Raw genomic sequence first — 12278 nt, 5'->3', positions numbered from 1 at the left:
CATCATGAAAACACCACCTATAATAGTTGAAGCAATTTTAAATGCCCCGGCAGACAAAGTGTGGGCAGCACTCACGCATCACAGGCAAATGAAGCACTGGTATTTTGATATCGAAGATTTCATTGCCGAGTATGGCGCCGAATTTGAGTTTTATGGTGGCACACCTGAACGGCAGTACCTGCATAAGTGCAAGATCACTGACCTGGTGCAGGACCAGAAAATTGGCTATGACTGGAAGTATGACGGTGTAGAAGGAGATTCGCATGTAACCTTTGAAATCCATCCCGAGGAAGGAGACAAAACGAAATTGCGACTGGTGCATTCGGGCACTGAAACCTTCCCGACTTACGACACTAATTTTTCAAGAACAAGCTTCGAGAACGGGTGGAATGAGATCATCAATACCAACCTAAGAAACTACCTGGAAAGCTAAACCAGATAATACTGGCATGTAACAATTTTCAGGCGCATTGCCGAATTGTCAAATTCAGCTATGGCCTTATGATCAACTGCCCTGTGGTAATGTGATTGCTTTCATTACGTGCCCTGTCGGTAATATACATCTCAAATGAGGTTGTATCGCCGTTGAGCATGTGAAAGGTATCTGAACGGGGAACAGGTGGCGGACCGAGTAAAAGAACGACTCCGGATCCTGTTAAACCTTTTTTGGGATCTTCGATCCCCGGGTCTACTTGAGGAAAATCGTACCGGATATAGCCATCATCCGGAAAGCGCAGATCCTTTATGTAAACTGAGGATGAGGTGTCATTGGCAAGATCTGCATCACCATCGGCAAAGCTGAATAATATGTAAGCAGTATCGTAATTAGATCTTATTGAATCGGGGCCGAATTGTTTAAGCACTATGTGTGGTATCTTTGACATCGTATTCTTCTCGCAAGAGAAAAGCACAGTGCAACCAACCAGCATAACAATTAACCACATTTTCATATAAACCAAAGTTAACGAAAGTGAGTATTAAAAACTCGTTAATAAATACCGAAAATATCATCACCATAACCCCGTCGGGCTTTGCCGATGCGGCTATACAGCTATTTAACTACCAGCATACCCATAATATTGTGTACCGTCAGTTTTGCGATGCATTACGTGTAAATGCAGACGACGTACAAACGATCACTCAAATTCCTTACTTGCCCATCTCCTTCTTTAAATCTCACCGCATACAAACAGAAATATGGGACAAAGAAGAATTGCTGTTTGAAAGCAGCGGCACCACCGGCGAAATAACCTCTAAACACTATGTAAAAGAGGCTGCTGTTTATGAGCAATCACTAATGCACGGTTTTACCCTGCAATATGGAAGCCCTGAAGATTATGCGATACTAGCGCTCCTCCCTTCTTATCTGGAGCGAAAGAACGCCTCTTTGGTATACATGGCGCAACAGCTGATGAAGGCAAGCGGGCACCCCGATAACGGCTTTTACATTAAGGAATGGGACGAGCTGCAGGCCAGATTACAACAGCTGATAGCCCAGGGGCAGAAAGTGATACTATTGGGCGTAACATTTGCCTTACTCGACTTTGCAGAACACCACCCTATGGACCTGCGCAATGTAATTGTAATGGAAACCGGCGGCATGAAAGGACGCAGAGAAGAGTGGACACGCGTACAGGTACATGATTACCTGAAACAACAATGGCAGCTCAATGCCGTCCACTCTGAATACGGCATGACCGAACTCCTCTCACAAGCCTATGCAATGGCCGATGGTATCTATGCCCCTACCAATACAATGAGTGTATTGATAAGAGATGTGAATGACCCGCTTGATGTAACATCATCAGGCACGGGCTGTATAAACATCATAGACCTGGCCAATATCAACTCATGTGCTTTTATAGCCACTGAAGATATTGGCAAAGTGCACGAAGACGGAACTTTTGAAGTAATGGGCCGTATGGACCACAGTGCACTGAGGGGCTGCAGCCTGATGGCGGTGTAAAACATAACATCTTCATAAAACACGACGATCTGAAACAGCAATAAGTTTTATAATTTTACACCACATGAGCAAACGCATATCTATTACCGCCTTCATTGCAGGCCTCTCTATTATAGCAATCGTGGGGTTTAAACCCATTAGCCATGCTATATCTGAAATGGTAAAACCTGCGCCCGTAGAACAAAATGTAATGGGTGTTATCTACCAGCAGCGCGCTGCAGAATACAGGGCACTCTGCTTTCAGGCTTATAATATTGCCATGCACAAAATAGACGATGCAGCAAAGGGCAAGAAGAAGAATATAAAACTGGCAGTGATCACTGATCTTGATGAAACCGCTGTTGACAACAGTGGCTATGCGGTAAGGTGTTTTGAGGAAGGGCATGGATATACCGATGATTCATGGAACAAGTGGTGCAATGATGCCGTTGCAGATTCCGTACCGGGCAGTGTTACCTTCTTTAAGTATGCCGAGAAAAAGGGCGTAACCATATTCTATGTTTCCAACCGTAGCAATGCGGCACTGGCCAAGACCATGGAAAAAATGAAAAGGCTGGGCTTTCCGCAGGTAAGCGAAGACCATTTTAAACTAAAGACAACCACCAGCAGCAAGGAAGAACGCCGCAGAGAGATAGCGAAGAACTACAAGATAGTAGCACTATTGGGCGATAATCTTGTAGATATGGATGCCGCATTTGATAAAGCACCAGAGAACGTGCGCCAGCATGCAGCGGACAGTCTGCGTATGGCATGGGGAGACCGCTATATTGTATTCCCTAATGCTACCTATGGCGATTGGGAAAATGCACTATACATGGACTACCGCAAAGCACATCCCGAAGTAAAAAGCATTAGCCTTGATAGTATTTACGCTATAAGGGTAAGAGCATTGAAGAAGTATTAATAATAGAACATTCAACAAAATATAAAAGCGGCGATCCATAAGGATTGCCGCTTTTAGTTTTGTATTTCGGTCTATTCAACGCGCACTACAGTTTTGCAACAGGCGTCTTCACATCATGGTAGAATAAGAACTGCCAGCCTTCTCTTCTGCCCTCTTCCGCATATTCTTCGCGCAGCATCATTGCTCTTTTGCCATCGTAGTCATACTTGGCCACGTACTTCATTTTCATCTGCTTTAACTGTGGCGCTTCATCTCCACCAAAAAATACCTTGTCAGTACCATCATCAATAATGTACACTATATGCTCGGGACAATGCCCACCTGAGTGTCGGAAAGAAATGTAACCATCTATCATACCGGTTTCCCCTTCCAGCCATTTCACCCTGTCGGTGGTCATTATTGGCTCTATATCCTGCGGATAATAAGATGGTGTACCTGTCTTTATCGCGAAGTTGGCTTCGGGGCTATAAATGTAGTAGTCGGCATCGGGGAAGGTAGGCACATTGTTGCCTTGTTCATCTTTGTAGGTCATACAACCTGCATGGTCTTTGTGCAGGTGAGAGAGCAGCACTTTAGTAACATCACCGGGGCCGTATCCACGGGCATACAGGTTCTCATGTATCATTAGTGTACCCTTGCTGTTTTTAAAACCCAGACCCGTATCCAGCACTATTACATCTTTGTCGGTAATTACCAGGAAAGGCTGCACTTCAACCAACAATGACCCTGTAGGGCGTTCATTCAAGATATCATTCTCCAGATCAAAAGGAATGAACTGTTTATCGCGCCCTATTGTAAAATGCCCTTCGGATAATGGGAAAATTGTAGCCATTTAAGTTAAAAGTTAAAAGTCAAAACCAAAAAGTGCGTGATAGTAATGCAAAAGTCAAAACCTGAAAATGTAAATGTTTACAAAATATCTGTGTAATATAAGCGGGCTTCTTAATGAAGAATGTTATCGAATATCTTACAAGCCCATACTTTTTGCTTTTCACTTTTAACTTTTGACTTATCTTATCATCGCCTGCCGGTCGGCATCGAGTCGCACGAGTATGAAAATAAGGATACTAAAAGAGAGTAAAGATGAGCCACCATAACTGAGGAACGGCAGTGTGATGCCAATTACCGGTGCCAGGCCGATGGTCATAGATATGTTGATAGCAAAGTGGAAGAACAATATTGACGCTACACAGTAGGCATATATACGGGTAAATGCCGAGCGCTGGCGCTCGGCCACAAATATGATCCTCAGCATCAATGACACATAGATACCTATGAGAAAGAAGCTCCCTAAAAAGCCAAATTGCTCCGCAACTGCGGTGAATATAAAGTCGGTATTTTGCTCGGGTACAAACTGATTTTTAGTAGATGTGCCGTTCAAAAATCCTTTGCCGGTAAATCCACCCGAACCGATAGCTATCTTAGACTGTAGTACATTATACTCCGAAGCGTTTACCTTTTTCTCATCACCTTCCTCGGCATTCTTATTGTATTCTACAGGTACTTCCTTACCCAGCATAGAGTAGATACGATCTATCTGGTGTTGCTTCAAACCGTGCTTGAAAACCATTGGTACTGCCAGCTGCGAAAAGAGGATACACACCGCCCATATGCTTATGAGTATTATTCTTGGTTCCATACGGCGGCGTAATGCAGAGCGCATCAAGTAAGCAGTGATCAGCGCAAGCACAGTAAGAATGATAAAGAACACCTTACGATCGACCAGCAACGTGCCCAGCACCAGGGCAATAAGTGAGAAGCCTAATACAAGCACTGCATTGGGCAAGCCTTCTCTATACATCACCAACAAGAAACAGAAGTAAACCAATGCAAGACCGGCTTCATTTTGTAGCAGGATGATAACTGCAGGCCCCATGGCCAGCGCCACACCCAGCAACCGGTGTTTTAACGTTTTAAAATTCGTCTCTGGCAAAGAGAGAAATTTAGCCAGCGCCAACGAGGTAAAAATTTTACATACCTCACCAGGTTGAAACCTGAAACTGCCTACCCCCAGCCAAGAATGGGAACCCTTCACATCGACCCCAATAAATATGGTTAGAATGAGCACAACAACCCCTACGGTATAGCCAAGGAATGCTGTGGACGCAAAGAACTTACTATCAGTAAGTAATATAAGGAACCCTAAAAACAAAGAGTATCCAAACCAGATCACCTGCTTTGAATAGTTCTTGTTAGCAATAAATATGGTAAGGTCGGTACTACGGTGCTCAACGGAAAACACAGCAAGCAATCCTATTATCACAAGGATCACATACAGCATGATCATCACGCCATCAATACGGTAAAACAACGATTTTCTTACTGGACTCATATTATAAAAACCTGACCTTGTTCTATTATTTTTTTCTTCCTCTTCTTTCCATCCACCTTACAAACATTAAGGAATCCTGCGCTCTCTTCATGCTTTCCGCGGCTCTCTTCCGTTCCACTCTTGCCGCGTAATTGTTCGCATCCCTTAACCTTATTGCCGAATCGATAGTGTATACATATTTATTGATCAGCTTGGCATTAAACATCTTGTCTTCAACTGCCTTTCTCTTTACCGACACACTATCCTTAAGGTATTTTTCTATTAATAAGCTGGCAATAGGGGCTGCCCACGTAGCACCAAATCCCGAATTTTCTACTGCCACCGCTATTGCTATCCTGGGATGCTCTCTTGGAGCAAATGCCACAAACATAGAGTGATTGGCCATTTTGATCACCGCGCCATTTACTATCGCCTTATTTTCCGCCGTACCTGTCTTAGCACATACAGTAACACCATCTACTTTTGCACCTATGGCCGTACCGCTTTCTACCACATCCTGCATGGCCTGTTGCACCACACTAAATGAAGAATCGGGGATATTCAACACTGTCTTTCTTTCGCGGTATTTTTTAAGTTGCGGATCGTTTTCGTTTTTGCCTATAGACTTTACAAAGTGCGGTATGTAGTAAAAACCCTTATTGGCAATAATAGCCATACTATTAGCCATCTGTAGTGGCGTCAACGCCAACTCGCCCTGTCCCATACCCACAAATACCACTGTGCAGGAGTTCCAAACGCCGCGATACATTTTGTTATAGGTAGTGGTATCGGGCAGCAATCCCTTACCCTCAAATGGCAGATCTATACCCGACTGGCGACCGAAACCGCAGGCAGAGAAGTAATCGTGCCACTTTTGTAGACCCACCTTCACGCTACCAAAGCCCTTGTAGTCGATGGTCATCCTGAAGATATGACTGAAATAAGAGTTGCAGGAGTGCGCCAAAGCAAGACGGAAGTTTGCCGCGTGGCCCGCATCATGGTGCTCACAGGCAATAGGTCTGCCACAATAGTTATACGAACCGAAGCAGCCCAACCCAAATGAAGGCGTAATAGCGCCTACACTCAATGCCACAAGCCCAGTCATAGGTTTAATAGTAGAACCCGGAGGATAGGCTGCCTGGGTGGCACGGTTGAACAGAGGCCTTGTTGCTTCGCGATAAAGTGCGCCGTAATTCTTAGCTCTGTCTCTTCCTCGCAATAAATTAGGGTCATAACAAGGGCTACTTACCATGGTAAGAATGCCACCTGTTTGCGGATCTATTGCCACTACACTGCCCACTTTGTTTTGCATCAGCTTCTCTGCATAAGATTGCAGATCGGCATCCATATATAGTTCCAGAGATTTACCGGAAATTTCCATGGTATCGAGCGCACCATTGCGGTAAGGGTCCTTCGGACGATTGAACTTGTCTCTTTCCATAAAGTGTACCCCTCGCTGTCCGCGAAGAGCCTCCTCATACTGCAATTCTAACCCGCTCAACCCGGTATAGTCACCCTGTCGGTAAGATGCATAGCGATCTTTCTTCAGCATATCCAGCGACACCTCGCCTATATAACCAAGCACTATACCTGCTGTAGCATTTTTGTATTCACGTATGTTACGCTCTACCAACTCAAATCCCTGGAATGAAAATGCATTCTCCTGGAACCTTGCCGTCTGTTCCGGACTCAGCTGCTCCATAAATGTACTCTGGCGAACATCGATATTACGTGTCTGCACACCTTTCATTATCTTCAGAAAGCCCGGCAGATCAAGACCCATAGCCACACAAAACTGTGCGGTATCAAAGTTCTTCATATTCCTCGGCGTCACCATCAGATCATAGATAGTAGTATTAGAGAGCATTACCTTGCCCTTGCGGTCATATATAACACCACGGGGAGGATACACCACCTTTTTATAGATGGCAATATCATTGGCCATGACCTTATACTTCGACTCGAAATTCTGCAAAAAGAACAAGCGCAATAATATCACCGAGGCCACGCCAAGGAATATTATCTGAATAATATATTGACGCGGGTTTGCCGCTGAAGACATATAATTTTACTATTTAAAAAGTAGGGGGAAAATTCATTACAAAGCTATTAATAAAACAGCATTGCAAAAGGTAATTTTAATACAAAACCCAATTATTTACTCACACACTTATTAACTAAAACAAATTAGTACAAATATGCATTTGGAAGCAAGAAATTGAAAGGATAAAAACGGGTTGTCCACCATTACAGCTTCCTGTCCAGATTCAACTTTATGTAGCTGAACACCAGGATTCCGGACATTACGATGCCTACTACAGGCAAAGCGATCAATAGCCTGTCCGCCATTTCAAGTGGACGTAACTTGGCGTAATAGGCTGCGAGATTAACCGCTTCAAGAAGAGAATAAACAGATAACAACAAGGACAGCAATCCAAGTACCAGGTTGGTTATAAGGTGCTTGTAGTAATACTGCACCCCGAAAATAGCCATGATAAAGACCGGGTAAATGTTAAAACGCCCGCCCTTCAGCAGGCTCATTAAAAACCAGGCAAGCCCCACCAGGAAGTAGAACCCGTAGGCTATATACACCCACACCTGGAACGAACTTGTGCGCTTATTCAGCATGGTTTTTTAATATTTTATCAAACAAACTTAAAACATTCTTGATGGCAGAAGTAGTCACTGACTACGTCTTAGCGGTTGCTGGTCTCCCGGCCGGATCATCGGGGCGTATTCGTTTTGTATATTACTACACTGCTTCCACATACGGCCACACGCTCTATGTCACGGCAGCCGCTCTCCGCTCCCAGACCCGCTCTCAACTTAACCTTCGCTCTTGCTCTTCCACTCTTCCATTCTTTCCTTCTCATTTACCGATACAGAGAGAATGATCTTCCAAGTATTGTACTTATCCAGCTTCATTACATAGTGATAATCGCAGTTGTATATAGGCTGCTTGAACGCGTCCATATACTGCCACAACACCTTCACCTTGCAAATTCTATCTGTGAGTTGCTGCGAGCTCCACACATCCGAGCGCACATGGGTAATACCAAATTGCCTGTAAAAAGACATTCCCTGGTTAAAGAAGCCCTCTAGCTTACTGGCATCACTAAATATCGTTGTAGCATCGTCCGATAGCATAGTACACGGAACATGATGCAGGTAGGCCATGCCTTTTGTGTTGTGCTGCACAAGAGCATTAGCATATATTTCAAAAAAATCATTTATATTTTGTACCGGCATGGCAGAACTATTCATAACTCACTCATTTCACGCCGCGAAAGTACCACTTTATCCTATTTTGTAAAGTAGCAAAAAACATTTTTCAAAAAATAATTCAGAATAATCCCGCTGAGATTTTTAATTTTGACCCTAAAACCAGCAATCATTGAAGACCCTGCTATCCAGTACCCATATGAATATCACGCTGCAGCGGTTGGCACACCAGTTGGTAGAGAACCACCTGTCTTTTGCTGACACCGTGCTGATAGGCATTCAACCCAGGGGCATTTACCTTTCCGACCGCATTGCCAGGCTGGTAAAAAAGATCAGTGGCAATAACAATATTAATTACGGCCTGCTCGACATCACCTTTTACCGCGATGATGTGCACACGACTAATATTCAGGTGCCATCTCATACCGATATTTCCTTCAGCATAGAAGATAAGAACGTAATCCTCATCGATGATGTGCTCTACACCGGCCGTACCATACGCTCGGCTATGGATGCGCTGATAGACTTTGGCCGCCCCAAGAAAGTAGAGCTGCTCACACTTATAGACAGGCGTTTCAGCAGAGAATTACCGGTACAGCCCGACTATGTAGGCTATTCCGTTGATACTATTCTTACCCAGAAAGTGAAAGTATACTGGGATGAAAAAGATGGTAAAGATGAAGTGGTATTGATTGAAAAGAATACTGAAATTAAGTAGAACAGGATATTTATTCCTGTTTTTTTATTGCATAACCGGTGGCTGATCGGAAAAAGCTGACAACCACCACAACTGAAAAAAAAGAAAAATGGCGCTATCGGTAAAACATCTGTTAGGTATCAAAGAATTGAATGCTCAGGATATTGAACAGATATTTCAGACGGCTGATAATTTTAAACAAGTATTACAGCGGCCTATTAAGAAAGTACCCACCCTTCGGGATACTACCGTTGCCAACATATTTTTCGAAAACTCTACCCGTACGCGTCTTTCTTTTGAATTGGCCGAAAAACGCCTCGGTGCCGATGTAGTCAACTTCTCCGCATCTGGCTCTTCTGTAAGCAAGGGAGAAACGCTGATAGATACGGTCAATAACATTCTGGCTATGAAGGTAGATATGGTGGTGATGCGCCACTCTGCCAGCGGAGCGCCATGGTTTCTGGCTCAGCATATAGATGCCAGCATAGTAAATGCCGGCGATGGAACAAATGAACACCCCACACAGGCCCTGCTGGATGCCTATTCTATGCGGGAACAATTGGGCAACTTAAAAGGTAAGCGTGTGGCCATATTGGGTGATATCATGCACTCCCGCGTAGCACTGAGCAATATATACTGTTTGAATAAACTTGGTGCCGAGGTAGTCGTATCAGGCCCTCCCACGCTGATACCTAAACACATAGAATCACTGGGTGTAAAGGTGGAATACAACGTGAAGAAGGCCTTGGAATGGTGTGATGTAGCCAACGTGCTGCGTATACAGCTGGAACGCCAGCACAAGCCGCTCTTCTCTACCCTACGCGAATATGCACTCTACTATGGCGTAAACAAGCAAATGCTCGATAGCCTGGAGAAAGACATAGTGATCATGCACCCGGGCCCCATAAACCGCGGCGTGGAAATAAACAGTGATGTTGCCGATAGCAAACAATCCATCATCCTCAATCAGGTTGAAAATGGTGTAGCCATCCGTATGGCAGTCATCTACCTGCTGTCTGGGAAAAGAGACATGAACGAATAGACCAAAACGATACACTATGAAAACCCGAGTGGTTCCTGGCACATTCTACATTGGCATTTCCTTTCTCATTGTAGGTGCTTTATTCAAAATACAACACTGGCCAGGTGGTTTGTATTGCTCTGTGACAGGCACGGCCATTGAGATGGTATGTATGATAATAATGGCAATTGAAATATTCGGTTCCCGTAAGGCATCTTTAAGCACAAAATTGCTGTGGGGAATTCCGCTGATAATACTGGTCATCATCACAAGTCTTGCCTTTCTAGGTTTCTTTACTACATCCTTACCCTTGTTATTGCCATTTTTTATAATCGGAACCATTTATTTAAGAAACGGCAGAAAGAAATTCCTGAATGTACGTGGCAGGTACGACCACATTAAGTTCGATTCTATTGATGTTTAGTAATTACCTCTCCCAATTCGGCAAATTTCATGTTACTGCATTGAGCCATTAAGCTATTGAGCCATTTCTTTAGGCACGATTTTGTAACACTCCATAAAAACAAACCACCATGGACAAGAACGAACAGTTTCCCGGGTATCCACACTACCCTGCCAATGAAGACATCACTAACAATGCCGGGAAAGTAACCCTAAAGGAAGAGGCCGGAGATGCTACACCTAATGCACCTACAGCAACAGATAATGATGCAGATGTATCTGCTGATGACCTGCAAATACTGGATGCCACAGAAAATAATATGGACACTACCGATGCTGCCAATTTACAGCAGTCTATCTTAGATAATGTCGATGAAGATGGAGATCCGCTCAATGAAGCAACGCTTCCCGGCAACCTGTCGGGCAGCGATCTGGACGTACCGGGAAGTGAGGATGACGACAAAAACGAAGCCTTAGGCGAAGAGGATGAAGAAAACAACTACTACAGCCTTGGCGGCGATAACCACGAAGCACAGGAAAAAAATAAGGGAGAATAATTATCTACAACAATAATACAGGAACGTGGCACACTTTGAAAGTATGCCACGTTTTTTTATTCAGTAAAAATTGTCAAATTATTTTATCATATCCATCAGCAATTGTTCTTCTGCACTAAGTAATGAAGATGTATCACAATCCTTTTTCTTCTCTGCTTTCGCAAAGTATTTCTTTATAGTTTTGTTCATGTAATGATCTATTACAATAGGGTGTACATAATACTTCTTGCACACCATACGAGTATTACCCAAATGTTCGGCTACCTTATCCAGTGCTGCCACTACATTCTTCTTCAAGCCAGATTCCGATTCAGCATCACCCAATTCCATAAACGCCTCTATGGCGTGCAGCGACCCCGCCCATGTCCTGAAATCTTTAGCGGTAAACTCACCGCCGCTTATTTCTTTTATATAATTATTCACCATCCCCGACTCTACCTTATGATGCTTGCCATCAGCATCAAGAAACTGGAACAGCTCCTTTCCGGGTATATCCTGGCACTGCTTTACAATATGGGCCAGGTGTTTGTTATGCATAGATATATCATGCAGCACACCCTTCTTCCCTTTAAACTTGAATTCCATGGTAGCGCCCGAAAAACTGACATGCTTATCTTTCAAAGTTGTTAATCCATAAGAACCATATAGCTTTTCATAGGCATTACTGCCAATGCGTATACAGGTGCACTGCATAAGCGACACTATTGTAGCCAACACCTTTTCCATTGGTAAACCCGATAGCGAAAGATCCTTATGAAGTCGCTCCCTGATCTGTGGCAACACCTTACCAAATTCATACAGATGGTGAAACTTGGTTTCATTGCGCACCGCATTCCACATAGCGTGATAGCGGTATTGCTTTCTACCCATTGCATCTATACCAGTTGCCTGCAGATGCCCATCCTGATTAACACAGATCCACACATTCTCCCAGGCTGGAGGAAGTACAAGTTGCTTTATCCTTTTTAGTACGTTTTTATCTTTAACTTCCCGGTATTTAAACACGTAAACGAAGTCAGACCCCTCCTTTTCCCGTGTTATACCCGGCTCACTATCACTCACATATACCAGGTTCACCACCTCTGCACTTCCTTCCCCATCCTTAAATAGGGCCGCCAGCTTTTTTGCAGGAAGGGTTAACTCGTTTTTGCTATCTGTTTGGGTAACTTTTCGCATAATGCTAATAACCCTAAAAAAT

At 43.9% G+C, this 12278-nt stretch carries 14 protein-coding genes; 7 read left to right on the top strand and 7 right to left on the bottom strand.

Annotation, left to right across the window (positions count from 1 at the left end; translation table 11 throughout):
• Positions 1–4: 4 nt before the first annotated feature.
• Entirely contained in the window at positions 5–433 is a 429-nt protein-coding gene (locus CJD36_RS16565; protein ID WP_105040304.1) for an SRPBCC family protein, read from the top strand.
• Between the two features lie 58 nt (positions 434–491).
• Here the strand turns inward: CJD36_RS16565 and CJD36_RS16560 are convergent, their stop codons facing one another.
• Entirely contained in the window at positions 492–950 is a 459-nt protein-coding gene (locus CJD36_RS16560) for a hypothetical protein (protein WP_105040303.1), read from the bottom strand.
• Positions 951–970: 20 nt separating this feature from the next.
• Between CJD36_RS16560 and CJD36_RS16555 the strand changes: the two genes are divergently transcribed.
• Together CJD36_RS16555 and CJD36_RS16550 are read left to right on the top strand one after the other, a co-directional pair.
• The gene (locus tag CJD36_RS16555) at positions 971–1966 is read left to right on the top strand and encodes a LuxE/PaaK family acyltransferase (RefSeq protein WP_240609372.1); all 996 of its coding nucleotides are present in this window, start codon (positions 971–973) and stop codon (positions 1964–1966) included.
• A gap of 64 nt (positions 1967–2030) precedes the next feature.
• Positions 2031–2870: a 5'-nucleotidase, lipoprotein e(P4) family gene (locus CJD36_RS16550; RefSeq protein ID WP_105040302.1), complete on the top strand. Its 840-nt coding sequence runs from the start codon at positions 2031–2033 to the stop codon at positions 2868–2870.
• An 85-nt stretch (positions 2871–2955) separates the two neighbouring features.
• Here CJD36_RS16550 and CJD36_RS16545 read toward each other — a convergent pair whose 3' ends face one another.
• The 5 genes from CJD36_RS16545 to CJD36_RS16525 form a co-directional block, all read right to left on the bottom strand.
• Positions 2956–3702 (bottom strand): MBL fold metallo-hydrolase, encoded by a 747-nt coding sequence (locus tag CJD36_RS16545; RefSeq protein WP_105040301.1) that lies wholly within the window; start codon positions 3700–3702, stop codon positions 2956–2958.
• A gap of 177 nt (positions 3703–3879) precedes the next feature.
• A complete protein-coding gene (rodA, locus tag CJD36_RS16540) occupies positions 3880–5202 on the bottom strand; it encodes a rod shape-determining protein RodA (protein ID WP_105040300.1) in 1323 nt (440 codons plus the stop codon).
• A gap of 25 nt (positions 5203–5227) precedes the next feature.
• Positions 5228–7243, bottom strand: a complete 2016-nt coding sequence (mrdA, locus tag CJD36_RS16535) for a penicillin-binding protein 2 (protein WP_105040299.1) — start codon at positions 7241–7243, stop codon at positions 5228–5230.
• A 185-nt stretch (positions 7244–7428) separates the two neighbouring features.
• A complete protein-coding gene (locus CJD36_RS16530) occupies positions 7429–7809 on the bottom strand; it encodes a hypothetical protein (protein WP_105040298.1) in 381 nt (126 codons plus the stop codon).
• 198 nt (positions 7810–8007) lie between these two features.
• Complete coding sequence (locus tag CJD36_RS16525) at positions 8008–8430, bottom strand: hypothetical protein (protein ID WP_161499348.1); 423 nt, start codon at positions 8428–8430, stop codon at positions 8008–8010.
• 145 nt (positions 8431–8575) lie between these two features.
• Here CJD36_RS16525 and pyrR point away from each other — a divergent pair, with 145 nt between their 5' ends.
• The 4 genes from pyrR (at position 8576) to CJD36_RS16505 (ending at position 11080) form a co-directional block, all read left to right on the top strand.
• Positions 8576–9121, top strand: a complete 546-nt coding sequence (gene pyrR, locus CJD36_RS16520; RefSeq protein ID WP_105040296.1) for a bifunctional pyr operon transcriptional regulator/uracil phosphoribosyltransferase PyrR — start codon at positions 8576–8578, stop codon at positions 9119–9121.
• A gap of 88 nt (positions 9122–9209) precedes the next feature.
• Positions 9210–10142: an aspartate carbamoyltransferase catalytic subunit gene (locus CJD36_RS16515; protein WP_105040295.1), complete on the top strand. Its 933-nt coding sequence runs from the start codon at positions 9210–9212 to the stop codon at positions 10140–10142.
• 16 nt (positions 10143–10158) lie between these two features.
• Entirely contained in the window at positions 10159–10545 is a 387-nt protein-coding gene (locus CJD36_RS23040) for a GldL-related protein (protein ID WP_133162679.1), read from the top strand.
• Positions 10546–10654: 109 nt separating this feature from the next.
• Positions 10655–11080: a hypothetical protein gene (locus tag CJD36_RS16505; RefSeq protein WP_105040293.1), complete on the top strand. Its 426-nt coding sequence runs from the start codon at positions 10655–10657 to the stop codon at positions 11078–11080.
• Between the two features lie 78 nt (positions 11081–11158).
• Here the strand turns inward: CJD36_RS16505 and CJD36_RS16500 are convergent, their stop codons facing one another.
• Positions 11159–12256, bottom strand: coding sequence for a DNA topoisomerase IB (locus CJD36_RS16500; protein ID WP_105040292.1), 1098 nt, complete (start codon positions 12254–12256; stop codon positions 11159–11161).
• Positions 12257–12278 lie beyond the last annotated feature (22 nt).

It is taken from the genome of Flavipsychrobacter stenotrophus, assembly GCF_002954265.1.
GTDB classification, from domain to species: Bacteria; Bacteroidota; Bacteroidia; order Chitinophagales; family Chitinophagaceae; genus Flavipsychrobacter; species Flavipsychrobacter stenotrophus.
The sequence above is the reverse complement of the archived record's forward strand: the minus strand, read 5'-3'. Positions and strand labels throughout refer to the sequence as shown.